The organism is Luteimonas sp. gir (genome assembly GCF_037198055.1).
GTDB classification, from domain to species: Bacteria; Pseudomonadota; Gammaproteobacteria; order Xanthomonadales; family Xanthomonadaceae; genus Luteimonas; species Luteimonas citri_A.
The window spans coordinates 285,908-309,021 of record NZ_JBBAXQ010000001.1; the positions used below are offsets into that span (position 1 = coordinate 285,908).

A 23,114-nucleotide genomic window follows, 5' to 3' on the forward strand; every position below is an offset into this window, starting at 1 on the left:
ATGAGGCGTCCGCCTCGCTTCCTGTGGAAAGGCCGGGCGGAGGAATGGCAAGGGATGACAACGCGATGTGCTGGGATTGGATACCTCCTGTTATGCAGTGGTGGAAAAGGAGCCGGCAGGCCGTGTGAGGTCGGGCGAGCAGCGACGAAGCCTGGAAAGGCGAGCGTGTGTCGCGACGATGGGGGGACGAACCACGCCGAAGATGAGGAAGGCTCTGCCCGTGGGTAGGGCGGCACACCGAACGAGCCTGGGTGTGCCTGGGATGGTTCCGCCCGGTGAACCGGGGCGGCGCTTGCAGGAACCTGCGCCAGGGTTCCGGTGTTCATACCCACCGGCAGGTTGTTGCTGGGCCAGTGTGCCGGGGCATCGTCATGTGCGCCGCCATCAATGCGATGCTGCACCAACCCGCATTCCTGCTGCAGTTCGCCGGGCCGTCACTGCGGCGGGCAGTGACGGCCCCATCTGTCTCACGCCGAGCCCAGGGATCCCAGCCTTGCAGCAGCAGGCGTGTTTCCCGGGGCTGTTGGCAGCATTCCGCTGTCAGCCATGCACCCGATGATCTGCCCGATGGGCAGCGATGGCGTCTTCAACATGCGCCTGATCTGATCCAGATGCCGTTGCGCCACCTCGCGCGACGCAGGCTTTGCGGCTTGGCTGCTGGACGATGGAGAAGAGGCAGGCAGCGAGCCATGCTGGCTGTTGCTGACGGCCTGCACGGGTGTCTGCTGCGGGGCGGATTTGCGCGCCGCCCAGAGCTTGAACACGCCTTCCACGGCCTTCTTGATCAACCCGTAGAGGTAGGCGATAGCGTTGTGCACACCACTGGATTCGCAGCGCGCGTCCCACTCGGCCAGCACCGCCAGGCGTTGCTCCGGAGGCAAGCCCCTGAGACGCGCGGTGAGAACTCGTTGCTGATCCTGTGGCAAGTGCCGGAAGCGGGCTGACACATCCGGCCCCAATCCCTGCACTTCGGGTGGTGAGCGGTACGTACGTACTTCTTTTAATACTTCTTTCTCTACAGTACGTACTGTTGCGGCAGATGCCGGAACGGGTTTCGGAATGTCGCCGCTGGCTTCGGGCACAAGGGCATCGCGCGGAGTTGAACCACCAGGACTGCCCGGATCATGGTCATCGCCCCGGTGTTGCAAGCGCCTGATCTGCTCTTGCATTGTTGCGGGCAGCTTTCCCAACCTGTCTGGATGGCGCATGGCCTCGTCGAGAATGGACTGCGCCAGTTGGCGGATCATTGCGCTGGCATGGCCGAGCGCCCGTTCCAACAGGGGCAGGTAGTCTTCGTCTTCCATGCATGCGTCATCGAACGCGAGGGGCTGATTCCGCACCGCGTAACGGCTGGCCATTGAGAAGCCGGTCATCGGGTTGCGACGGTACTCGACCAGCGCAATCCACGTGGACAGCCGCAGGCACAGCACGGCCCTGGACACGGTCTCAAGGGCCGCCCGCTTGCTGCCCGGTGCGCTGGGCAGGTACTTGCGTAGCGCGTCGTAGCTGAGGACCACGGTGCCGTCGCTGCTGGCCAGCGCACGGAAAGTCAGCCAGGCGTTGCGCTCCAGTGGCGTCAGCCGCTCATCGAGCAACAGGGCTTTCGGGGTGATGATGTCTGAAGTTTGGTGTGACATGGTGAGGCTCCTGTCGGTATCGGCCAACTGGCCAAAGGAGCTGTCATCTCACCCCGGCATCACCGCTGCCGCAGCCATCAATCCGAACTGCGCGCCTCCCGTTTTTTCGAGCTGAAGCAGGGCGCAACATCCTTGGTGTTCCGGATCAGGAGGTGGGAAAATGAGCACGCTGCAGCGCATTGGACGTTGCTGAGCGTCGATGGCCATGTTCGCCGTCCTTGATCAGACCGCTTGCTGGCGTACTGCACCGGCGACGAGAGCGCGGGGAGCGTCCAAGATGGGCCATTCGCCGCTACCAAGGGACACGCTTGATTTTGAGTCCAAGAATAAGTCCAAGCGCGTTGCCAGACCGCCATGACTACATTGAAAATCAACGACATGCGGCAGAAATGCCGCTTCTGCATCGGCAAGTAGGCCGTTCCAGTGCCGGGCACTCGCGCGAAAACGCACATGTTCGGTGAACGCGCTGCCAACGCGCTTACAATCGGAGCCCGCACGCCGACCTGCGCGGTTGACAAATCGTCTGCGCTGCCGCGTGCTACGCACTTTGAAGAACAGGCACCCTGGGGAACGATGATGGTCTCGAATCGATCGACGCCCGCAGTGTCGTCGCGGACCGGGCTGGCCGCGGCGTTGTGCGTGGCGCTGGGACTGGCCGCCTGCGGGGGCCGGGACGAGGCACCCGAGCCCGACGCGGCACCGGCCGAGACCGCGGACGTGAGCCGCCAAGCGGCCGATCAGGCCGCGCGTCAGCAACGCGCGGCCGACGATGCGCTGGCCGCACTCTCGGCGGACGATCTGCGCAAGGCGGCCGGCCAGGCGTATCAGGACAGCCGGCTGTACTTTCCGCCCGGCGAGAACGCGATGGAGTACTACCTCGCGCTGCGCGACAAGACGCGCGGTGATGCCGCGGCGACCAGTGCGCTGATCGATCTGCTGCCGCTGACCGTGATTGCCACCGAGCAGAACCGCGACCGCGGCGATTTCGCCGAGGCGCGCCGACTGCTGGGACTGATCGAACGTACCGACGCCACCCACCCGGCGCTCGGCCGGTTGCGCACCAGCATCGCGACCGCCGAAGAAGCGGCCGTGCATCAGCAGCGCGGCGCCGCGCAGGAGGCCGAGCGCCAACAGCAGATCGCGCGCGAGCGCGCACAGCAGCAGCGCGAGCAGCAGGTCTCGGCGGCGCAGCAGCTGCCGGGGCCGCCACCGGCCGAGACCACCGGCGCGCGCAGCGCACCGGCGTCTGCGCCGACGCCAACGCCGGCGCCTGCGCAGCCGGCCCCGCGCCCAGCGCAGGACACGCCGCGCCCCGCACCCGCACGCCCGGCGCCCACCCCGGCCACCGAAGCGCCGCCGCCCGAAGCGGCGCCGGCCCCGGCGCCGGTCCAGCTGCATCCATTGAGCACCCCGGCGCCGCGTTATCCCCCGGATGCGTTGCGGGCCGGCATCAGCGGTGAGGTGCAGGTCGAGTTCACCGTCGCGGTCGATGGCTCGGTGAGCAGCGCGCGCATCGTGCGCGCCGATCCGCCGCGCACCTTTGATCGCGAGGCGTTGTCCGCAGTGCGACGCTGGCGCTTCGAGCCGGTGCCGGCACCGGTCACCACGCGCCGCACGATCGGCTTCTCTCCGACTGCCAACTGACGCAAGCGCCCACCGGCGCGTGGCCGGTGGGCACGCTGGGGGCGTGTGCAACGCACGCGCCCCATGCCGTCCGCGCGATCTCAGCCCGAGATCGCGAGCCGCTCCTGGCGGTAGCGCCACACCGCCAGGCCCCAGAACACCGCCACCAACGCGAGGCTGGCGAGCAGGTACACCGCCCAGACCTGCGGCGCGATCGGCTCGGCGCGGATGATCTTGAGCAGCAGCTGGTTCTGCGACAGGAACGGCACCGCGAACTGCCACAACTCGGTCTTGATCGGATTGATGATCAGCACGAACGTGGGAACCATCGGCAGCAGCATCAGCCAGACGATGTGGCTCTGCGCTTCCTTCATGCTCTTGGCCGCGGCTGCGAGGAACGTCAGCAGCGACGTGCCGATGAACAACATCGGCAGCAGCACCAGCAGCATCTTGCCGATCGCCGCCAGCCGGACGTCGAGCATGCGGGTCATGCCGGTGCCGATCTGGGCGCTGAGCTTGAATGCCAGCAATGTGAGCAGCAACGACAACAGGCCGATCACGCAGGCGGCGAGCATCTTGCCGCTGACGATCGCACCGCGTGCAGCCGGCGTGGCCAGCAGCGGCTCGATCGACTGCCGCTCGCGTTCGCCGGCGGTCGCATCGATGATCAGGTACGAGCCGCCGATGAAGCTCGACAGGATCAGCAGATACGGCAACAGCGCCGCGAGCAGCATGCCGCGCTTGGCCTCTTCGCTCGCCATGTCGCGCGTGCCCACCGCGATCGGCTGCACCACCGATGGGTCGATACCGCGTGCGAGCAGACGCAACGCACCGACCTGCTGCCCATAGCTGGCGATCGCCGCGCGCACCCGCGTGGCCGGTGTCTGCGCGTTGCGCTGGGTGCTGTCGCTGATGACCTCGACCGTGGCCGGCCGCCCGGCCTGCCAGTCCTCGGCGAACGAAGCCGGGATCTCGATCGCGACGTCGACGTCCTGTCGGGCGATGGCCGCATCGAGGTCGTCAGGCGCATCGACCGCGACGATGCCCAGCGTCGCCAGGTGCGCGACCAGGTTCGGCGCATGCGCCGCGCCCAGCACCGGGACTTCGAGAACGCGGTCCTGTTCGGTCTTGGCACGCTTTTCCATCATCACGTTCATGCCGGTCATCAGCACCGGATACAGCAGCGGGCCGAGCAGCAGCGCCATGAACAGCGTGCGCCGGTCGCGCCCGATGTCGAGCAGCTCCTTGCGCATCACACACCACACCCATCGCAGTGCGCTCATGCCAGAAGCCCCTCTTCCGAGCCGATCGCACGTACGAAGGCGTCCTCGAGGTTCTGCGTGCCGTAGCGCGCCCGCAGTTCGTCGGCGGTGCCGGCGGCCACCACGCGCCCCTTGGCGATGATGACGATGCGGTCGCACAGCGCGGCGACCTCTTGCATGATGTGGCTGGAGAAGATCACGCAGCGGCCCTCGTCGCGCAGCTTGAACAGGAATTCGCGCATCGCGCGGGTAGTCATCACATCCAGGCCATTGGTCGGCTCGTCGAGGATGACGTTGCGGGGGTCGTGCACCAGGGCGCGTGCGATCGCGGTCTTGGTGCGCTGGCCCTGGCTGAAGCCATCGGTCTTGCGGTCGAGGATCTCGCCCATGTCCAGCTGGTCGCTCAGCGCCTGGGTGCGTGTGGCGATCTGAGCCTGGCTCATGCCGTGCAACTGGCCGAAGTAGTGGATGTTCTCGCGTGCGGTCAGCCGCTTGTAGACGCCGCGTGCGTCGGGCAGCACGCCCAGCACGCGACGCACGGCAGCCGGGTCGCGGCTCGCGTCGATGCCGTCCACCAGCACCTGGCCGCGGTCGGGCTTCATCAACGTGTAGAGCATGCGCAGCGTCGTGGTCTTGCCGGCGCCGTTGGGACCGAGCAGGCCGGTGATGCGGCCGTCCTCGGCGACGAAGTCCACGCCGTCGACCGCCTGGACCAGGCCGGCCTTGGTCTTGAACGCCTTGTACAATTGCTGGGCGGTGATCATCGATGAAGCTCCGAAAGGAAGAGGGGCACCGCAAAGCGCGGCACGGTCATGGCGACCACCCGTTGAAGCTGGTGAATGGCGGCACCGGGCGCATCGCGTCCAGGCACTTGGCGTCGAGCGCCTTGGCATCGGTGGATTCGATGAACTGCGCGAGCAGCTTGGGCGCGCAGCCGAGTGCGAACGTGCCGTGCCCCTGGCCCTTGAACACCAGATGGCGTCCGTTCGGCAGGCCGGCGAGCACGCGCTCGGCGTAGGCAGGCGGCGTCACCGGATCGAGTTCGCCCGACATCAGCAGGGCCGGCACATCGGACTGCAGGGCCGCGGTGTGGTTGGCCGGCGGCGCGCCGGTCGGCCAGGTGCGGCACGCGCCGAAGAACATGCGCGCGACATCGGGGCCGAGGATCGTGTCGGCGACGCGACCGTCCTCGCGGTAGCGGCCTGCGTCTTCGGCGCAGATCACCGACCACTGCATGCCGCGCGTCATCTGGCCGTCGACGTTGCTGTACATCAGTTGCGACAGCGACATCAGTGGGCCGTAGCGGCCCTGCGCCGCTTCGTCGAGGATCAACGGCAGCAGCGACGCGGTCTGTGGCGCATACGAGAACAGGAACGCGAGGCCGGTCACCGTGTCCGGCGTGACCACGCCGTCGCGCTGCGCGCCGGTGGTCGGGTCGCGATAGGTCACCGGTGCGGGCGTCGTGTGCAGCGTCGACAGCACGCCGCGCAGCTGGGCCTGCAGATCGGTGGGAAAGCGAGCGCGGCATCCGGCGTCCTGGGCGCATTGCTTGGATTGCAGCGCCAGCGCGTCCTCGAAGGTGTGCGCGAACTCGCCGCCGACGACCAGGTCGTTCGGGGCCACGCCGTCGAGCACGATGCTGCGGGTGTGCTGCGGATACGCCATCGCATACTGCTGGGCGACGCGGGTGCCGTAGGACCCACCGACCAGGTTGATCCGATCGGCGCCGAGCGCGGCGCGCACGGTGTCCAGGTCGGCGATCGCATTGGCCGTCGTGTAGAAACGCGGATCGGCGCGGCCGTCGAGGCCGGCCAGGCATCGGCCGACGTAGGCGTCGAGCGCGGCGTCGTCGGGTGCGGTCAGCGCGTCGAGTTCCAGCGCCTGGCCATCGGCATCGGTGCAGGTCAGCGGGTTCGAACCGCCGGTCCCGCGCTGGTCGACCAGCACGATGTCGCGCTGACGGCGCACTTCGCGCAGGCCGGCATTGATCTGCGCGGCGAGTTCGGTCGCGGCCTGGCCCGGGCCGCCAGCGAGGAAGAACACTGGATCGGCGGTGCCGCCGTCCTTCGCATCGGCCGGCAGCCAGGCGATGTTGAGCGCGATGCGCCGGGCGTCGGGCGCATCGGGATTCTCGGGCACCTCGTAGGTGGCGCATTGCGCCTCGACCCGGGTTGCCGCATTGCCCCCGTCCAGCGTGCAGGCGTGGAAGGGGATCTGCCCGAACATTCGCGTCGGCCGGACGGCCTCGCCCTCTGCCGGTACCGGCGCGCCCCCGCTGCAGCCGGCAAGCGCGATGCCCGCGGCCAGCGTCAGCACGGAAAACCTCGATGTCCTCATGGAACGTCCTCGAACAGGAAAATGGATTCGATGGGCTCGGCGAACTCGCGTGCGATCCGGAACGCCAGCGGCAGGCTGGGGTCGTACTTTTCCGTCTCGATCGCGTTGATCGTCTGTCTCGACACTTCCAGACGTTCGCCCAGCTGTGCTTGTGACCAACCCCGTGCCTCGCGCAGCGCCCGCACCCGACTCTTCATGCCGACCCCTTACCGGTACCGCCGCGCGACGACCGATTTTGCGATGCCGTAGAGGCCGCACACCAGGGGGAACACCCACAGCATTGCGGCGCTTGCCGGCACGTCGATGACCTGTGCCGCCTGCAGGAAGCCGCCGGTCATGTAGCCGAAGGACACCAGCGCGGCGGCGATGCAGATCGCTTCGAGCTCGATACGCTGCTGCAGCTCATCCACGCCGCGGATGAAGCGCAGCATCGCGCGCATCAGCAGCGCGATCGGCGCGACCGGCAGCAGTGCGATCAGTGCCCGCAGCGCCGGCGCCTCCACCGTGCGCAGCAGCAGCAGCGATGCGAACACCAGCGCCATGTAGCTGACCATGCCGACCGTCATGTCGCGGGTGTAGCGGCGCCGCAGGGCGGGCGGCGCATCCATGCAGCCGGACGCACCGCGGCGCATCGCGACCGCGCCGATCACCACCGCCGACAGCAGGACCAGCACCGGTGCCCAGGCGGGGACTGTGGGCAGCAGCAGACGCAGCGCGATCGCAGCGGCCATCAACATCGCGGCGACGGCCAGCAGCGGCTGGGTGTGCAAGGAACGGGTCATGGCGATCTGTTCTGTCAAGTGTGCTTGACAGCGAGCATGCGGTTGCACCGAACCCTGTGTCAAGCGTGCTTTACACCGATGGCGCAAGCGACTGGGCGAGTGTCTCGAGTCGCTCGTCGAAGACCGTCCGGCTGGCCGCGTCTGGAATCCGGTCGGCCAGCGCGCGCGCATGGGCCAGGTGCGTCGCCAGCGCGGTCGCATCGCCATCGAGCTGCGCGAGCTCGGCATCCAGCCACGCCCGGTAGGGCGAAAGATCCAGCAGCCCGCCTTCGCAGCGCGGACGCCAGGCTGCCAGCAAGGCCCGGTCGCCGACCAGCAACGCCGCATGGCTGGCCAGCGTGACGGCGATCGGGCCTTGCGACACCGTGGGCGCGGCGGCGAACGCCGCTGTCAACGCGACGGCGTCGGGCCAGGCGGTCGCGGCATCGCGTCGGTCGATCGCGCGCGACAGGCGCAGCATCCGTCCGCTCAGCGCCAGGCCGTCGCTGGCGATCGTGGCCGGCAGTCCAGGGATGGACGCCTCGGGCCAGTCGCGCGGCCGCACCCCGGCCAGGCTCAACGCCATCAGCTGGTTGATCTGCAGGTGCAGCGCGGCATCGGGCGTGCGGCGCAGCAGGTCCAGCAACACGCGGCCATCCAGGCGCCAGCCGGAGAACTGCAGCGGCAGCAGATTGCCCAGGCCCATCAGCGCGGCGGCGATCGCGCTGCCCAGGCCGGCGGCCGCGAGCTGCACCGGCATCGGCAGCCACATCGCACAGGCGAACAGCACCGCCGCGGTGACAAGATTGGCCATCGGCCCGCCGAGCAGGAAGATGGCCTGGTCGAGGCGCGACAGCCCGCGCTCGCCGCTGGGCAGCAGTGCGGCAAACCCACCGATGCCGCGGATCCCGCCGCCCCGGCGCCAGTGCCAGCGCGCGCCGCGTCGCTCGAATCGGAACGGGCCCACGCCGAAGGCGATCGCGTGCATGCCGCGCGACAGACCCGCCACGGCGTGGCCGGCTTCGTGCAGCACGATGTGCGGCCACACCGACAGCACAACGCCGAGCAGCAACGCCGTCATCGACCCAGGCGGCAGGGCGTCCAGCAGCGGGACGCCGATCATCGCCGCGCCCAGGCCGACCACGACACCGCCGACCATCCCGCCCAACGTCGGCAGCATGCGGCGCCACCCGGGACGCCTGGGCGCGGGTGCATCGGGCGGAGGCGGCATCAGCGCCGCGATGTCCGCCTCGGCTGGCATCGGCGATCGGGCGTCCGGTGCTGACACGGCGCCCCCGGCCTACTTGCTGCTGACGTACTTCTCGCGCCGGATCCGCGGCACCGGCAGGCCGAAGCCCTTCAGCGCCTCGAACGCCGCGTCGACCATGTCCGGGTTCCCGCACAGGTAGGCGATATCGTCGGCGTTGGGCGCGAACTCGCCGACGAACTGCTGCACATAGCCGTGACGCACGTCGGCATGCGCATGCGGGTCCCCGGGCGCCGGCAGCTCGCGCGAGAAGCACGGCACGAAGCGGAACTGCGGGTGCGCCTGCGCGAAGGCGCGGAAATCGTCGCCGTAGAGCAACTCGGCCGGCGTGCGTGCGCCCAGCAGCAGCACGACCTCCACGCCGCGCTCGGCGATCGCCCGTTCCAGCAGCGGCAGCATCGACCGGTACGGCGTCACGCCGGTGCCGGTCCCGATCAGCAGGTAGCGGCGGTTGCTGTCCTGCGGCAGCAGGCAGAACCGGCCGAACGGACCGCTGGCCCGGACGTGGTCACCGAGCGCCAGGCCCTCGAACAGCGCCGTCGCCGCACCGCCGGGCACATAGCTGACCGCGATCTCGACCGCATCGCCCGGCCCCATCGCGTGATCGTGGATCGTCGCCAGCGAATACGAGCGCTTGGTCGGCGTGCCGTCGGCGTAGGCGAAATGCACCTGAATGAACTGGCCGGGCACGAAATCCAGCGGCTGGCCGTCGTCACGAATGAACGACAGATGGGCGACGGTGGGCGCGATCATGCGCCGGCCGGTGAGCTTGAGCGGGAAATGCTGGATGGCCACGGGTCAACCGGATCGTAAGCGGAACGGACGCGCGTCCGCGCAACGGTGTATCGCGGGGCCGGGTGCGACCGGGCGCCTATACTAGCGTCTTCCGCCGAGGCCTCCCCCGGGCCGCCGGCTCCGGACCCCTCGCACCCATGACTCCAAGCCGCCCCCTGCCGGCCGATGTGCCGGCGCTGTCCGTCCGTGAACTGCGCAAGACCTACGCCGGTGGCGTGGAGGCGCTCAAGGGCATCTCGCTCGATGTCGCGCCGGGCGACTTCCATGCCCTGCTCGGCCCCAACGGTGCGGGCAAGAGCACGCTGATCGGTATCGTCTCCTCGCTGGTCAACATGAGCGCGGGCAGCGTGGAGGTGTTCGGCGTGGACATCGTCCGCCAGCGCGACCAGGCCATGCGCCTGCTCGGCCTGGTGCCGCAGGAAATCAACTTCAACCTGTTCGAAAAGCCCTTCGACATCCTGGTCAACTACGCCGGCTTCTACGGCGTGCCGCGCCGCGAGGCCGCCGAGCGCGCCGAGGCCGAGCTGCGCGCCGCGCAGCTGTGGGACAAGGCGCACGTGATGAGTCGCACGCTGTCGGGCGGCATGAAGCGGCGGCTGATGATCGCCCGCGCGATGATGACCCGGCCCCGGCTGCTGATCCTCGACGAGCCGACGGCCGGCGTGGACATCGAGATCCGCCGCGGCATGTGGCGCGCACTGCGCGAGATCAACGCCGCGGGCACGACGATCATCCTGACCACGCATTACCTCGAGGAAGCCGAGTCGCTGTGCCGCAACCTGGCGATCATCGACCACGGTCGCATCGTCGAGCAGGGCCCGATCCGCGCGCTGCTCGCCCAGCTCGACGTCGAGGGCTTCATGCTCGACATCGACGGGACGCTGCCCGACGCATTGCCGGCGATCGACGGCGTGACGATCGCAGCGCCCGATGCGCACACGCTCGACATCGACATGCCGCGCGCGATGGATCTCAACCGCGTGTTCGCCGCACTCGATGCGGCCGGCCTGCGCGTGCGCTCGATGCGGACCAAGTCGAACCGACTGGAAGAACTGTTCGTGCGGCTGACCGCACGCGATGCGGGATCGGGGCAGCGGGCGTCGTAGACGCCAGTCGCGCGCAGCCGCCCTTCCCCTTCCCCTCTTCGACAGACGCCGAGCATGAACACAGAACCCACCACCACCGCCCGCAATTTCGTCGCCCTGGGCACGATCGCCCGGCGCGAGGTCGTGCGCATCCTGCGCATCTGGGCCCAGACGCTGGTGCCGCCGGCGATCACGATGACGCTGTACTTCCTGATCTTCGGCGGCCTGATCGGCGCGCGCATCGGCGACATGGGCGGCGTGTCCTACATGGACTTCATCGTGCCCGGCCTGGTGATGATGAGCGTCATCCAGAACAGCTACGGCAACATCTCCTCGAGCTTCTTCGGCGCGAAGTTCGGCCGCCATGTCGAGGAACTGCTGGTCAGCCCGATGCCCGGCTGGGTCGTGCTCGGCGGCTATGTGCTCGGCGCGGTCGCGCGCGGCGTTGCGGTCGGCGTGATCGTGCTCGGCATCGCGATGCTGTTCACCCATGTGCGCATCCCGCATCCGCTGGTCACATTGAGCACGGTGCTGCTGGGTGCCACGATCTTCTCGCTGGCCGGCTTCATCAACGCGGTCTACGCCAAGAAGTTCGACGACGTGGCGATCGTGCCGACCTTCATCCTGACCCCGCTGACCTACCTGGGCGGTGTGTTCTACTCGGTCAAGCTGCTGCCCGACTGGGCCGAGGCCGCGACCCACGCCAACCCGATCTTCTACATGGTCAACGCGTTCCGCTACGGCCTGCTCGGCACTTCGGACATTCCGCTGACCATCGCCTATGCACTGATGCTGGGCTTCGTGGTCGTGCTGACCGTGGTCGCACTGACTCTGCTCAAGCGCGGGGTCGGCCTGCGCAGCTGATGTCGAGCTTCAGCGACTACCTCGTGTTCGTCGACGAAAGCGGCGACCATGGCATGGCCAGCATTGATCCGGCCTATCCGCTGTTCGTGCTCTCGTGTTGTCTGATCAGTAAGCACGACTACATGGCGACTGTGGTGCCCGCGATTCAGAGGATCAAGTTCGCGGTCTTTGGTCATGATGCAGTGGTCCTGCACGAGCGCGAGATCCGGCGCGATATCGGACCATTCGCGATCCTGCGCGATCCCGATCGCAAGCGCGCGTTTCTGGAGGCGTTGACAGACGCATTGGCGGCGACGCCGATGGCCGTTTTCGCAGCCGTCATCGATAAACGGCGCTTGCAGGATCGCGAACGCGATGAGAATCCCTACGAGGTGTCCTTGCGGTTCTGCCTGGAGCGGATCTACTACCGACTCCGTCGTCAGGGGCAGACAGGGGATACCCATCAAACGCTGACCACGCATGTACTCTGCGAGTCGCGCGGAAACAACGAAGACAGAGATCTGGAACTGTCCTTCAGGCGCATCTGCTCAGGTGACAACTACGGCGGGCAATCCATTCCTTTCGAGCCTGTCATCTGCCACAAACGAAGCAACTCGATTGGCCTGCAACTGGCTGACCTTGTGGCCAGGCCCATCGGAATGCACCAGCTCAAGCCGGAACAACCCAACCGAGCGTGGGATGTCATCCGTGAAAAGCTCGATTGCGATTCGCAAGGGCGTTACATGGGATACGGGCTGAAATGCTTTCCTTGAAAAACAAAAGGCCCCGGCGTTTCCGCCAGAGCCCAATGCCGACCGAGAATCCCCGATCCGGGGCAAATCGTATCGTTTCCGTTCGATCCCGTCCACCTCAGGCCTGAATCGGAGAAGACTTCTATGCGCATTCTTGTCCTCGGTGCCGGCGGCACCGGCGGCTACTTCGGCGGTCGGTTGGCCCAGGCCGGCGTCGACGTCACTTTCCTGGTGCGCCCGACGCGCGCCACGCAACTCGCACGAGAAGGCCTGCGCCTGCGCAGTCCGCTTGGCGATGTCGACCTTGCGGTCGCGCACGTCACCGCCGACGCGCTGCCGGCGCTCGCCGCGGCGCAGCCGTTCGATCTGGTCGTGCTCAGCTGCAAGGCCTACGACCTGGAGACCGCGATCGACGCCATTGCGCCGGCGGTCGGTGCTGGCACGTCAGTGATGCCGATCCTCAACGGCTTGCAGCACTACGCCGCGCTCGATGCACGCTTTGGCGCGGACCGGGTGCTCGGTGGCTTGTGCTTCATCAGCGCGGTCAAGGGCCCGGAAGGCGAGGTCGTGCACCTGCCCTCGCCGCCGTCGTTGACGTTCGGCGAACGCGATCCGGCCCGCAACGGCAGCGCACGCACCCAGGCATTGGCGCAGGCCTGTGCACGCGCCGAGGGGTTCGAGGCCGTGCGCAGCGACGACTTCCTGCAGGCGGCCTGGAACAAGTTCAGTTTCCTCACCGCGATGGCCGCGGCGACCTGCCTGATGCGCGCCAGCATCGGCCGGATCGTCGCCAGCGACGAGGGCGCCGCGTTCATGGCCGCGCTGCACGACGAATGCCTCGCAGTCGCCGCCGCGCAGGGCCAGGCCATTCCGGCGTAGGCCGCCGAGCAGGCCCGGTCGCTGCTGACCCGCGCCGGCTCACCGGCCACCGCGTCGATGCTGCGCGATCTCGAATCGGGCCAGGATGTCGAGGCGGCGCAGATCGTCGGCGACATGCTGGCGCGTGCGCGCCAGCTCGGCATCGCGGCGCCACGGCTGCAGGCCGCCTGGGTGCATCTGCAGTGCTACCGCAGCCGCCGTGAGCGCCCCGCCACGCCGTAAATCGACCCCGCGGCCGTGCAGCCGGGCCACCACACCGGCTCTGCTAGGCTCGAGACCTACCCGATCATGGAGATCCCCCGGATGCGGCCATTGCGTGTACGACTTCCCCTGGGCCTGGCGATCGCCGGCGCGCTCGCACTCGCCGCCTGCGGCGACCGACCAGCCGACAGCGCGCCCGCTGCGCAGACCGAGCCGGTCGAAGACACCCGCACGGTGCCCTCGGAGGCTGCGGCCGCGCAACTCGAGGACGGCAGCGCGCCGGTCGAGGCGCCGCTGACCGGCGACGCCGCAACGACGATGCTGACCCAGCTCGCCGGCCTCGGCGGCGCGATGCACGCAGCGGTCGAGTTGTGCGACCCGACTATCCCGGCCGACCAGTTGGCGCAGGCCAAGACCCGCCAGCAGCAGGAGTTCGTGAAGATGGGGGGCGACGCGGCGATGTTCGACCGCGAGTTCGCGTCGGCGCACGACAAGGTGCGCGCGCAGTACGACAGCGCGACGCCGGCGCAGCAACAGCAGATGTGCGCCGAGCTCGAATCGATGGCGTCCTCGGCGCCGGCGCCGGCCACCGAGTAACGAACAACGCGCCGCGCGGGGCTATGGTCCCCCGGCAGGCGGGTCCAGATCGCCGGCGACGACGGTCGTGATCGCGTCGGGGTCGAGATGCCGCGCCATCGCCGCGCGCACGGCTTGGGCGTCGAGCGCGCGCAGCGCGTCCTCGAACGCGGCCGAATAGGCCATGTCGCGGTCCAGATAGAGATTGTCGTTGAGCGTGCCGGCCAGTTGCGCATCGCTCGCCCGCGCCGTGCGGCGCGACAGCAGCAAGCCCTCGCGCGTCTGCGCCAGCTCGGTCTCGTCGATGCCGTCGGCCAGCAACCGGCGCAGTTCCTCGTCGAAGGCCAGCGCCAGCTTGGCGATGTTCTCTGGCGCAGCGATGCCTTGGGCCGAGAACGTGCCCACGGTGTCGAATGCGCTGGCGCCGAAACTCGAACTGACCCCGTAGCTCAGGCCGTCGCGCTGGCGGATGCGGTCGGCCAACCGCGACTTCATGCCGCCACCGCCGAACAGGTGGTTGCCCAGATACAACGCCGGATAGTCCGGGTGATCCTGCCCCAGCGGCAGCGCCTGCTGCGCCAGGAACACCGCGTTCGGCCGATCGGGCGTGATCACACGCAGTTGCGCCGCCGGCTGCGTCGCATACGGCGTGGGAATGCGCACGAACGGCGTGGCCGGGCGCCAGTCGCCAAACAGCGCTTCGAGCTGTGTACGCACCGCTTCGGCATCGACATCGCCGACGATGGCGATTGTCGTGCCCGGGCCCATGCCGTAGAACGCGCGGTGGAAGGCCGCCGCCTCGTCGCGCGTCGTCGCCTTGAGCCCGGCAATGCGTTGCTCGAACGTGCGTGCGTGGAATGGATGGCCGGGCGGGAAGATATCGAAGTGCTGTGCCATCGCCTGGTTGGCCACCGCGCCCGGCTCGCTCATGCTGCCCTGGATACCGGTGATCCACTGCGTGCGCAGCTGCTCGAACTCGTCGTTCGGAAACGTTGGTCGACGCAGCACGGTCGCGGTCAGATCGAGCAGCTCGGCCAGGTGCGCACGGTCGGTCGAGGCCGCGACGCTGACCGTGGTCGTGCCGCCACTGGCGCCCAGCGTCGAGCGCAACGCGGTGAGCCGCCGCGAGATCGCCGCACGGTCCAGATCGCCGGCGCCGCGCATCAGCAAGCCGCCGGCCAGCATCGCCGCATCGGTGCGCCCGGTCAGCGTGTCCTCGCTGCCCAGGCGCAGGGTCATGCGCAGTTGTACTGCCTGGCCGCGGGTCGCCTTGTCGAGTACGGCCAGCCTGGCGCCATTGGACAGCGTCCAGGTCCGTGTGCGCGCGTCGATCGCCTCGGGTGTCGGATCGAAGGCCTCGCCGGCCGCGAGCGCGGGCCGGCCGACGAAATCGGCCAGCAGCGTCGCCGCGTCCGGCGCCTCGGGAATCTCGATGCGCTCGGGCGTGTCGGTCGGCACGAAGTGGCCGGTCGTGCGGTTGTCGCGGCGCAGGTAGGCGCGCGCCACGCGCTGCACGTCGGCCGCGGTCACCGTCTCCAGCCGGTCGCGCGCATGCAGCAGCAAGCGCCAGTCGCCCTGCGCGATCGCGTCCGACAACGCCACGCCGACGGCGTTGGGGTCGCGCAGCGCGCGCTCGAAGCCGGCCAACAGACGCGCCCGCGCCTCGTCCACCTCGTCGTCGGTGAACGGCGCCGGGTCCTGTTCGAGGACGTCGAGCAGCCGCGCCTGCAGCGCCTCCAGGTCGCTGTCCGCCGGGGCCTCGACCACCACGCTGAGGTAGCCCGGCTCATCCAGGCTGTAGCCCGTAGCCGAGACCGAGGTCGCCAGGCCCGATTCGACCAGGGTCCGGTGCAGCCGGCCGCTGGGCGCATGCCCGAGGACCTGCGCCAGCACCGCCAGCGCGCCGGCATCGGGATGCCGGCCGGCGGGAATGTGATAGCCCGCGGCCAGGTAGGGCGTGCGGCCGACGCGGCGCACCACGATGTGGCGCTCGCCGTCCTGCGCCGGCTCGCGGGTGTAGGTGCGCGGCAGCGCGCTTGCCGGCTGCGGCAGTGTGCCGAAGTGCGCGGCCACCCGCTCGAGTGCGTGCGCGGGATCGAAATCGCCGGCGATCACCACCACCGCGTTGTCCGGCCGGTACCAGGTGCGATAGAACGCCTGCAGCCGCGTGATCGGCATGCCCTCGATGTCGCTGCGCGCACCGATCGTGGGATTGCCGTAGTTGTGCCAGTCGTAGGCCGCTGACATCAGCCGCTGCACCAGCACCCGCACCGGATTGTTCTCGCCGGCCTCCAGCTCGTTGCGGACCACGGTCATCTCGCTGTCGAGATCCTCGCGCGCGATTCGCGAGGCGACCATGCGATCGGCCTCCATGCCCAGCAGCCAGTCGAGCGTGGCCGGATCGCTGGAAAAGCTGGCGAAGTAGTTGGTGCGGTCGAACCAGGTCGTGCCGTTGAAGCGGATGCCGCGCCGCTTCATCTCGCCGGGGATGTCGGGATGCGTCGGCGTGCCCTTGAACAGCAGGTGCTCGAGCAGATGCGCCATGCCGGTCTCGCCGTAACCCTCGTGGCGCGAGCCCGCGCGGTAGGTCACGTTGACCGTGGTCACCGGCTTGCCGGGGTCGGGGAACAGCACCAGTTGCAGGCCGTTGTCGAAGCGGTACTCGCTGATGCCCTCGGCGCTGTGCACCGGCGCGTCGAGCTGCGGGGCCGCGGCGGCCGGCGCGATGCCCACGCACAGCAGCAGCGCGACCAGGCAGACACGGAGGCGGCGACGCATGCGGTTTCCCTTCGGGCGAGACGATCGCCGAAAATAGCAGATCGCATCCGCGCGCCCGGATGCCCCACGACGCCCGGAGCGCAACTGATGACGATCGATGTGCGGTATGTGGACGACTGGCTGGCGGTGGTCGACAAGCCCGCCGGCCTGATGGTCCACGACAGCGCGCTCGCGCGTGGCGAGCATGATTTTCTTGCCGATCGCCTTCGCCTGCAGTTCGGCCGACCGCTGTTCCTGGTCCACCGGCTCGACCGCGCCACCAGTGGCTGCCTGCTGCTGGCCTTCGACCGCGACACCGCCTCGGCGCTGGGCACGCAGTGGATGGCGCGCAGCGTCGACAAGCACTACCTGGCGGTGTGCCGCGGCTGGCCGGACGCCGAGCTCGAGGTCGACCACCCGCTCGACGGCGGCCCCGGCAAGCCGCTGAAGAAGCCTGCGGTCACACGCTTCACGCGGTTGGCGACCACCGAGCTGGCGCTGCCGTCGGCCGGCTTTGCGACCTCGCGCTACGCATTGCTGCGCGCCGAACCGATGACCGGCCGCTTCCGGCAGATCCGCCGCCACCTCAAGCACCTCTCGCACCACCTGATCGGCGACACCAGCCACGGCGACGGCCGCCACAACCGCCATTTCCGCAGGCTCGGCATCCACCGCATGCTGCTGCACGCCGAGCGCCTGCGTTTCACCCATCCGCAGACCGGCGAGCGCATGGACATTGCCGCCCCACCGGGCGATGCGTTCGCCAAGGCGCTGCTGCTGTTCCCCGGCCAACTGGCATAGAAGCGGATGCGGCGCGCCCCCGCCATGCGGAGGAGGGTTGGGTGGGGCAAGCGGCCTTGGACCTGCTTCCGCGCGCCGCGAACGCGCGTTGACAGCCACCCTCTACAATCGCCGTCGATGTTCACGCCGCCCGCCATTCCCGAGTCCGAACTCGTCGAACGCTTCGTGCGCGCGAGCGGCCCTGGCGGGCAGAACGTCAACAAGGTGTCGACCGCGGTCGAGTTGCGCTTCGACATCGCCGGTTCACCGTCGCTGCCCGACGCGGTACGCGCCCGCCTGCTGGCGCGTCGCGACCGCCGGGTGACCGATGCCGGCGTGCTGGTCATCAGCGCCCAGCGCTTCCGCACCCAGGAGCGCAACCGCGAGGATGCCCGCGAACGTCTGGCCGCGTTCGTGGCGACCGGTTACGAAGTGCCCAAGCCACGCGTCGCCACCCGCCCCACGCGGGGTGCCAAGGAACGTCGACTGGGCGCCAAACGCGAACGCAGTACCATCAAGCGCGGTCGCGCCGGGCGCGACTGGGATTGACGCCCGTCAGAGCGGGCCTTCGCGCCGAGGACGCATGAGCACATCGAAGTACCCGTTTCTGATCCCCGTCCCGCCGCTCGCGCCGCGGGTCAAACCCAGCCGGCTCGCGCGCTGGATCGGGCGCAGCATCCTGCGCCTGGGCGGCTGGCGCATGGTCGGCGAGCTGCCGAACATCCCGCGGCTGGTGCTCATCGGCGCCCCGCATTCGTCCAACTGGGACGGCGTGTGGGGCTTCGCGGCGAAGGCCGCGCTGGGTCTGGACATCCGCGTGCTCGGCAAGGACTCGCTGTTCCGCGTGCCGGTGCTCGGCTGGGCGCTGCGCGGCCTGGGTGTGATCCCGGTCGACCGCAGCCGCGCCTCGCGCGTGGTCGAACAGGCGGCCGCGGCGATCCACGGCGAGACCCCGTTCTGGTACGGCCTGGCGCCCGAAGGCACGCGCAAGCGCGTGGAGCGCTGGAAGACCGGCTTCTGGAAGATCGCCAAGGCCGCCAACGTCCCGATCCAGACCCTGTACTTCCACTACCCCGACAAGGTCATCGGCTTCGGCCCGCTGATCGAGCCGGGCGACGACCTCGATGCCGACATGGCCAGGATCCGCGCCTGGTACGCCCCGTGGATGGGCAAGAACCGCGGCACCGTCTGAGCGGTTCGCACTGCCCCCACCCAACCCTCCCCCGCACGCGGGGGAGGGCTTCGATCATCGCCCGCTCCAGCTCACGTCGAGGCCGCCTCCCATCACCTCCCCCGCACGCGGGGGAGGTCGGCGCCGCAGGCGCCGGGTGGGGGGGAAGGCCACCCAGATCAGGCAATGGCGCGCCATCGCGGATGCGCTACAGGAAGGCAACCGCTCGGGGCACCCCACCGAGCCGCCATCCACCTGAACCGGCAAACCAACGGCACATTTCCAAGCTCTACCATTGGGCGCACCCTGCGCGGTTGGCGGGCCGCGTGCCGCGACCGACGCCTTCACTGCGCTGTCCCCTAACGGAGTTCCCTCCATGTTGCATAAGCTGCTTCTGTCTTCCGCGATCGCGCTGGCGCTCACCGCCTGCGGCGACCGCCCTGCTGCCGAGTCCACGATGCCCGCTACCGATGCCTCCGCCGCGGCCGCGCCGGCCGACAACCCGCTGTTCGTCGCCAGCTCGCTGCCGTTCCAGGCCCCGCCCTTCGACAAGCTCAAGGACGCCGATTACCAGCCGGCGATCGAAGAGGGCATGAAGCAGCACCTGGCCGAGATCCGCAAGATCGCCGACAACACCGAGGCGCCCACCTTCGAGAACACCATCGAAGCGATGGAACGCAGTGGCGAACTGCTGACCCGCGCCGCCAACGTGTTCTTCATGCTCACCGGCGCCAACACCAACGATACCCTGCAGGCGGCCGAAGAGGCGCTGGCGCCCAAGCTCGCCGAGCACAGCGACGCGATCTACCTCGACCCCGCGCTGTTCGCCCGGGTCAAGACCCTGTACGACCAGCGCGACACGCTGGGCCTCACGCCCGAGCAGGCCACCGTGCTCGCCCACACGCACGACAACTTCGTGCGCGCCGGCGCGTTGCTCAATGACGCCGACAAGGCCGAACTGCGCAAGCTCAACGCCGAGTCCTCCACGCTGTCGACCGCGTTCGGCAACAAGCTGCTGGCCGCCAGCAACGCCGGCGGCGTGTTCGTCACCGACGTGGCCGAACTCGACGGCCTGGACGCCGGCGCGATCGCCGCCGCGGCCGATGCCGCCAAGGCCGCCGGCAAGGACGGCCAGTGGCTGCTGAGCCTGCAGAACACCACCCAGCAGCCGGTGCTGGCCTCGCTGAAGAACCGGAGCTTGCGCGAGCGCGTGCTCGCCGCCTCCACCGGACGCGCCGAGAAGGGCGACGCCAACGACACCCGCGCGACCATCCAGCGCCTGGCCGAACTGCGCGCGCGCCAGGCCCAGCTGCTCGGCTACCCCAACTACGCCGCCTACAGCATCGCCGACCAAATGGCGAAAACCCCTGAAGCCGCGCTCAAGCTGCTGACCGACACCGTGCCGGCCGCTACCGCACGCGCGCGCGCCGAGCTGGCGAAGATCCAGGGCGTGGTCGACGCACAGAACGGCGGCTTCACCGCCGGCGCGGCCGACTGGGACTTCTATGCCGAACAGGTCCGCAAGGCCGAATTCGACCTCGACGAAGCGCAGATCAAGCCCTACTTCGAGCTCGACCGCGTGCTCAACGACGGCGTGTTCTTCGCCGCCAACCAGCTCTACGGCATCACCGCCAAGGAGCGCAAGGACATCCCGGTCTATCACCCCGATGTGCGCGTGTTCGACATCATGGACGCCGACGGCAAGCAGCTCGCGCTGTTCTACCTCGACCCGTTCAAGCGCGACAGCAAGCAGGGCGGCGCGTGGATGGGCAACTTCGTCGAGCAGAACGGCCTGACCGGCACCATCCCGGTGGTCTACAACGTCGAGAACTTCACCAAGCCCGCCGCCGGCCAGCCTGCGCTGCTGAGCTTCGACGACGTGACCACGCTGTTCCACGAGTTCGGCCACGCGCTGCACGGCTTCTTCTCCAACACCAAGTACCCGTCGGTCGCCGGCACCAACACCCCGCGCGATTTCGTCGAGTTCCCCTCGCAGTTCAATGAACACTGGGCGCTGGATCCCAAGGTATTCGCCAACTACGCCAAGCACCACGAGACCGGCGAGGCGATGCCGCAGGACCTGGTCGACCGGATCGTCAAGGCGCGCACCTTCAACCAGGGCTACGCGACCACCGAGTACCTCTCGGCCGCGCTGCTCGACCTCGCGTGGCACACGCTGCCGGCCGGCGAGGCCAAGCAGGACGTCGACGCGTTCGAAAAGCAGGCGCTCGAGAAGTACAAGGTCGACCTGGCCGCCGTGCCGCCGCGCTACCGCACCAGCTACTTCAGCCACATCTGGGGCGGTGGCTACGCTGCCGGCTACTACGCCTACTTCGGCGCCGAAGTGCTCGACCATGACGCCTTCCAGTGGTTCCGCGAGAACGGCGGCCTGACCCGCGAGAACGGCCAGACCTTCCGCGACAAGATCCTGTCGATCGGCCACTCGCGCGACCTCGCCACCGCCTACCGCGAGTTCCGTGGCAAGGACCCGAGCGTCGAGCCGCTGCTGGAGCATCGTGGGTTGAAGTGAGGCCCGTCGCGCGCTGCGGCGCATGACATGCAGCACCGAGCGGGGCGGCTTTCGGGCCGCCCCGTTCTCGTCTGCGCGGATGCGCGATGCGCTGGGGGCCACATGCCCAGGCATCGCCCCGCCCGTCTTCAAACGTATCGAAGCGCCCTGCTCCGCGCCGAGCGCGACGGATAGCACGAGGCCGTATGACGCCCCATACTCGATGCAAGGCCCCACCGCAGGGCGAATGTCGCCCGGATCCCCGGCGCCGCAAGGGACCACCACCGATGCGTTGGATTGTAGTCTTCATTGTCGTTGTGGGCCTGGTGCTGGTGGCGAGGGTGTCGCAGGCCCAGCCGTCTCCCGAATCAGGAACGCGGGTCGAGGATGGGGATGTGGCGTTGCCGCCCGAGCTGGCGCGCGTGCTACGCGATTACGAACGGGCATGGCGCGCCGGAGACGCCGCGGCGCTCGCTGCGCTGTTCGCCGAAGACGGCTTCGTACTGCAAAGCAATCGCCCGCCGGTCCGCGGCCGCGCGGCCATCCAAGCGGCGTACGCAGGCCAGGGCGGCGGGCCGTTACGGCTACGCGCGCTCACGTTCGCCGCTGAAGACACCATCGCCTACATCATCGGTGCCTACGGCTACGGCGATGCGCCCGGCGACACAGGCAAGTTCACGCTCACGCTGAGACGCGAAAAAGCCGACGCACCGTGGCAGATCGCCTCGGACATGGACAATTCGAATGCTTTGCCGCAACGGGCGCAAGGCTCGAATGCGTCCGCGCAACCGCAGACCGCTGAGCCTTGAGCCTGCGCGCGCAACCATCCGACTCCACGTCGCGCCGTTAGGCGGACCACCTCATTGTCGGAACCGGCAAGATGCAACCCACGCGCGCTGTTGTATCTCGCCAGCGATGCGCCTAGAACTGGCCCCAGTGGGTAGCATGCAATGCGTCCGACGCCGCCAATCAACGCCGCGTGTCGGCCTCCAGATCGCGGCGGAGGAACTGAGCGCGTTCTTCCTGCTCAGGCCAGCGTGCGCGGCGGCGCGCACACACGATGACACCAGGAACAACGACATGCTGAAAGTGATTGCGCAAGACTTCATCAAGGTCGAATATCTCGATGCCGTGGCCCCGTTCTATCGAGAGCTTGTCGAGAGAACCAGACAGGAGCCGCTGTGCATTTCGTACGATCTGTACGTCGATCAGAAAGATCCGGGGCATTTCGTCTTCATCGAGCAGTGGCCGGACCGGGCGGCCCTGGATGCACACTGCAACACCGAGCATTTCCGGCGATTGGTGCCGCTGATCGACAAGCACCAGCGGGCGCCGGGAACCTATCTGCTCATGGACGCTTTCGAGTGAGCCGCGGATGGATGCCTGACTTGTCAGAACAGGCGGGCTCATTGGCAATGAGCGTCTACCAATTAGCCGCTCATGGCCGTAGCCGATTGATCGTTCTGCAATTGCCATGCCTACTTCAACGCCTTGCCTACTAATCTGGCGGCGCGAACGATAATGCGTTGGTTGCCTTAGAGTAAGATTATCCAACTACGCGAAATTGGCAGATCGACTCTCTAAGTCGAGGTCGCTTGGCACATCTAATTCATCTTGTACAGATCGGGAGAAATCGATGGCCGGTAATAGCAAGAACGACAAGGTGGATCGCGATTTGGCGTATTATGCAGCCAATGTCAGCGCAAAGCGCAGCAACGATCCGAATGACTGTCGCCATGGTCATAAGCTGGAGGCCCGAATCAAGCGATTCCCCTGGAAGAGTTGAGCGATCCTTGTCTGGGGAAGGTCGCGACGATGAGTAAAGCAACGATATCTAAGAATATTTCAATCCAACGCTCCTTCACGGTGTAGCTCAACG

At 68.2% G+C, this 23,114-nt stretch carries 21 protein-coding genes and 1 pseudogene; 12 read left to right on the forward strand and 10 right to left on the reverse strand.

Features of this window, described 5'->3' with window-relative positions; translation table 11 throughout:
• Window positions 1-467: 467 nt before the first annotated feature.
• Both WAF18_RS01310 and WAF18_RS01315 read right to left on the reverse strand, forming a co-directional pair.
• Window positions 468-1,637, reverse strand: coding sequence for an STY4528 family pathogenicity island replication protein (locus WAF18_RS01310; RefSeq protein ID WP_337243508.1), 1,170 nt, complete (start codon window positions 1,635-1,637; stop codon window positions 468-470).
• A 48-nt stretch (window positions 1,638-1,685) separates the two neighbouring features.
• The gene (locus WAF18_RS01315) at window positions 1,686-1,844 is read right to left on the reverse strand and encodes a hypothetical protein (protein WP_337243509.1); all 159 of its coding nucleotides are present in this window, start codon (window positions 1,842-1,844) and stop codon (window positions 1,686-1,688) included.
• A 396-nt stretch (window positions 1,845-2,240) separates the two neighbouring features.
• On the opposite strand from WAF18_RS01315, the gene WAF18_RS01320 reads away from it, so the two are divergent.
• Window positions 2,241-3,281, forward strand: a complete 1,041-nt coding sequence (locus WAF18_RS01320; RefSeq protein ID WP_337243510.1) for an energy transducer TonB — start codon at window positions 2,241-2,243, stop codon at window positions 3,279-3,281.
• An 80-nt stretch (window positions 3,282-3,361) separates the two neighbouring features.
• On the opposite strand, the gene WAF18_RS01325 is transcribed toward WAF18_RS01320, so the two are convergent.
• The 7 genes from WAF18_RS01325 to WAF18_RS01355 all read right to left on the reverse strand — a co-directional run bounded on the left by WAF18_RS01325 (window position 3,362) and on the right by WAF18_RS01355 (window position 9,682).
• Window positions 3,362-4,543 (reverse strand): ABC transporter permease, encoded by a 1,182-nt coding sequence (locus WAF18_RS01325; RefSeq protein WP_337243511.1) that lies wholly within the window; start codon window positions 4,541-4,543, stop codon window positions 3,362-3,364.
• Window positions 4,540-5,286: an ATP-binding cassette domain-containing protein gene (locus WAF18_RS01330; protein WP_337243512.1), complete on the reverse strand. Its 747-nt coding sequence runs from the start codon at window positions 5,284-5,286 to the stop codon at window positions 4,540-4,542. The genes WAF18_RS01325 and WAF18_RS01330 overlap by 4 nt, the downstream gene beginning before the upstream one ends.
• Window positions 5,287-5,332: 46 nt before the next feature.
• The gene (locus tag WAF18_RS01335; protein ID WP_337243513.1) at window positions 5,333-6,859 is read right to left on the reverse strand and encodes an alpha/beta hydrolase; all 1,527 of its coding nucleotides are present in this window, start codon (window positions 6,857-6,859) and stop codon (window positions 5,333-5,335) included.
• The gene (locus WAF18_RS01340; protein WP_055250723.1) at window positions 6,856-7,056 is read right to left on the reverse strand and encodes a helix-turn-helix transcriptional regulator; all 201 of its coding nucleotides are present in this window, start codon (window positions 7,054-7,056) and stop codon (window positions 6,856-6,858) included. The genes WAF18_RS01335 and WAF18_RS01340 overlap by 4 nt, the downstream gene beginning before the upstream one ends.
• Window positions 7,057-7,065: 9 nt before the next feature.
• The gene (locus WAF18_RS01345) at window positions 7,066-7,641 is read right to left on the reverse strand and encodes a hypothetical protein (protein ID WP_337243514.1); all 576 of its coding nucleotides are present in this window, start codon (window positions 7,639-7,641) and stop codon (window positions 7,066-7,068) included.
• 70 nt (window positions 7,642-7,711) lie between these two features.
• A complete protein-coding gene (locus WAF18_RS01350) occupies window positions 7,712-8,800 on the reverse strand; it encodes a site-2 protease family protein (protein ID WP_337243515.1) in 1,089 nt (362 codons plus the stop codon).
• A gap of 120 nt (window positions 8,801-8,920) precedes the next feature.
• Window positions 8,921-9,682, reverse strand: coding sequence for a ferredoxin--NADP reductase (locus tag WAF18_RS01355; protein ID WP_337243516.1), 762 nt, complete (start codon window positions 9,680-9,682; stop codon window positions 8,921-8,923).
• A gap of 137 nt (window positions 9,683-9,819) precedes the next feature.
• Here WAF18_RS01355 and WAF18_RS01360 point away from each other — a divergent pair, with 137 nt between their 5' ends.
• The 5 genes and pseudogenes from WAF18_RS01360 (at window position 9,820) to WAF18_RS01380 (ending at window position 14,039) form a co-directional block, all read left to right on the forward strand.
• Window positions 9,820-10,788 carry an ABC transporter ATP-binding protein gene (locus WAF18_RS01360; RefSeq protein WP_183425098.1) on the forward strand — a complete coding sequence of 323 codons (969 nt, stop codon included), beginning with the start codon at window positions 9,820-9,822 and terminating at the stop codon, window positions 10,786-10,788.
• A gap of 54 nt (window positions 10,789-10,842) precedes the next feature.
• Window positions 10,843-11,631, forward strand: a complete 789-nt coding sequence (locus WAF18_RS01365; RefSeq protein ID WP_337243517.1) for an ABC transporter permease — start codon at window positions 10,843-10,845, stop codon at window positions 11,629-11,631.
• Window positions 11,631-12,383 carry a DUF3800 domain-containing protein gene (locus WAF18_RS01370; RefSeq protein WP_337243518.1) on the forward strand — a complete coding sequence of 251 codons (753 nt, stop codon included), beginning with the start codon at window positions 11,631-11,633 and terminating at the stop codon, window positions 12,381-12,383. Before WAF18_RS01365 ends, WAF18_RS01370 begins: the two co-directional genes overlap by 1 nt.
• 123 nt (window positions 12,384-12,506) lie before the next feature.
• Window positions 12,507-13,463 (forward strand): annotated as a pseudogene (gene panE / locus WAF18_RS01375) (2-dehydropantoate 2-reductase).
• 81 nt (window positions 13,464-13,544) lie between these two features.
• Entirely contained in the window at window positions 13,545-14,039 is a 495-nt protein-coding gene (locus WAF18_RS01380) for a hypothetical protein (RefSeq protein ID WP_337243519.1), read from the forward strand.
• A gap of 21 nt (window positions 14,040-14,060) precedes the next feature.
• Here the strand turns inward: WAF18_RS01380 and WAF18_RS01385 are convergent, their stop codons facing one another.
• The gene (locus WAF18_RS01385) at window positions 14,061-16,796 is read right to left on the reverse strand and encodes a pitrilysin family protein (RefSeq protein WP_337243520.1); all 2,736 of its coding nucleotides are present in this window, start codon (window positions 16,794-16,796) and stop codon (window positions 14,061-14,063) included.
• An 87-nt stretch (window positions 16,797-16,883) separates the two neighbouring features.
• Here WAF18_RS01385 and WAF18_RS01390 point away from each other — a divergent pair, with 87 nt between their 5' ends.
• From WAF18_RS01390 to WAF18_RS01415, 6 genes are all read left to right on the forward strand, one after another.
• The gene (locus tag WAF18_RS01390; RefSeq protein WP_337243521.1) at window positions 16,884-17,576 is read left to right on the forward strand and encodes a pseudouridine synthase; all 693 of its coding nucleotides are present in this window, start codon (window positions 16,884-16,886) and stop codon (window positions 17,574-17,576) included.
• Between the two features lie 117 nt (window positions 17,577-17,693).
• Window positions 17,694-18,104 carry an alternative ribosome rescue aminoacyl-tRNA hydrolase ArfB gene (gene arfB / locus WAF18_RS01395; protein WP_337243522.1) on the forward strand — a complete coding sequence of 137 codons (411 nt, stop codon included), beginning with the start codon at window positions 17,694-17,696 and terminating at the stop codon, window positions 18,102-18,104.
• Between the two features lie 34 nt (window positions 18,105-18,138).
• Window positions 18,139-18,747 (forward strand): lysophospholipid acyltransferase family protein, encoded by a 609-nt coding sequence (locus WAF18_RS01400; protein WP_183425090.1) that lies wholly within the window; start codon window positions 18,139-18,141, stop codon window positions 18,745-18,747.
• 355 nt (window positions 18,748-19,102) lie between these two features.
• The gene (gene dcp, locus WAF18_RS01405) at window positions 19,103-21,256 is read left to right on the forward strand and encodes a peptidyl-dipeptidase Dcp (RefSeq protein WP_337243523.1); all 2,154 of its coding nucleotides are present in this window, start codon (window positions 19,103-19,105) and stop codon (window positions 21,254-21,256) included.
• 374 nt (window positions 21,257-21,630) lie between these two features.
• The gene (locus WAF18_RS01410; protein ID WP_337243524.1) at window positions 21,631-22,044 is read left to right on the forward strand and encodes a nuclear transport factor 2 family protein; all 414 of its coding nucleotides are present in this window, start codon (window positions 21,631-21,633) and stop codon (window positions 22,042-22,044) included.
• A 106-nt stretch (window positions 22,045-22,150) separates the two neighbouring features.
• Window positions 22,151-22,603, forward strand: coding sequence for a putative quinol monooxygenase (locus tag WAF18_RS01415; protein WP_337243525.1), 453 nt, complete (start codon window positions 22,151-22,153; stop codon window positions 22,601-22,603).
• Window positions 22,604-23,114 lie beyond the last annotated feature (511 nt).

Bases quoted from the DNA above. Each gene is read 5' to 3' on its own strand.
- WAF18_RS01345 (WP_337243514.1), bottom strand. From the start codon at position 7,641: ATGACCCGTTCCTTGCACACCCAGCCGCTGCTGGCCGTCGCCGCGATG.
- WAF18_RS01315 (WP_337243509.1), bottom strand. From the start codon at position 1,844: ATGGCCATCGACGCTCAGCAACGTCCAATGCGCTGCAGCGTGCTCATT.
- WAF18_RS01330 (WP_337243512.1), bottom strand. From the start codon at position 5,286: ATGATCACCGCCCAGCAATTGTACAAGGCGTTCAAGACCAAGGCCGGC.
- WAF18_RS01390 (WP_337243521.1), top strand. From the start codon at position 16,884: ATGACGATCGATGTGCGGTATGTGGACGACTGGCTGGCGGTGGTCGAC.
- WAF18_RS01335 (WP_337243513.1), bottom strand. From the start codon at position 6,859: ATGAGGACATCGAGGTTTTCCGTGCTGACGCTGGCCGCGGGCATCGCG.
- dcp (WP_337243523.1), top strand. From the start codon at position 19,103: ATGTTGCATAAGCTGCTTCTGTCTTCCGCGATCGCGCTGGCGCTCACC.
- WAF18_RS01370 (WP_337243518.1), top strand. From the start codon at position 11,631: ATGTCGAGCTTCAGCGACTACCTCGTGTTCGTCGACGAAAGCGGCGAC.
- WAF18_RS01360 (WP_183425098.1), top strand. From the start codon at position 9,820: ATGACTCCAAGCCGCCCCCTGCCGGCCGATGTGCCGGCGCTGTCCGTC.
- WAF18_RS01340 (WP_055250723.1), bottom strand. From the start codon at position 7,056: ATGAAGAGTCGGGTGCGGGCGCTGCGCGAGGCACGGGGTTGGTCACAA.
- WAF18_RS01365 (WP_337243517.1), top strand. From the start codon at position 10,843: ATGAACACAGAACCCACCACCACCGCCCGCAATTTCGTCGCCCTGGGC.
- WAF18_RS01400 (WP_183425090.1), top strand. From the start codon at position 18,139: ATGAGCACATCGAAGTACCCGTTTCTGATCCCCGTCCCGCCGCTCGCG.
- WAF18_RS01310 (WP_337243508.1), bottom strand. From the start codon at position 1,637: ATGTCACACCAAACTTCAGACATCATCACCCCGAAAGCCCTGTTGCTC.
- WAF18_RS01350 (WP_337243515.1), bottom strand. From the start codon at position 8,800: ATGCTGCCGACGTTGGGCGGGATGGTCGGCGGTGTCGTGGTCGGCCTG.
- WAF18_RS01415 (WP_337243525.1), top strand. From the start codon at position 22,151: ATGCGCCTAGAACTGGCCCCAGTGGGTAGCATGCAATGCGTCCGACGC.
- WAF18_RS01380 (WP_337243519.1), top strand. From the start codon at position 13,545: ATGCGGCCATTGCGTGTACGACTTCCCCTGGGCCTGGCGATCGCCGGC.
- WAF18_RS01325 (WP_337243511.1), bottom strand. From the start codon at position 4,543: ATGAGCGCACTGCGATGGGTGTGGTGTGTGATGCGCAAGGAGCTGCTC.
- arfB (WP_337243522.1), top strand. From the start codon at position 17,694: ATGTTCACGCCGCCCGCCATTCCCGAGTCCGAACTCGTCGAACGCTTC.
- WAF18_RS01385 (WP_337243520.1), bottom strand. From the start codon at position 16,796: ATGCGTCGCCGCCTCCGTGTCTGCCTGGTCGCGCTGCTGCTGTGCGTG.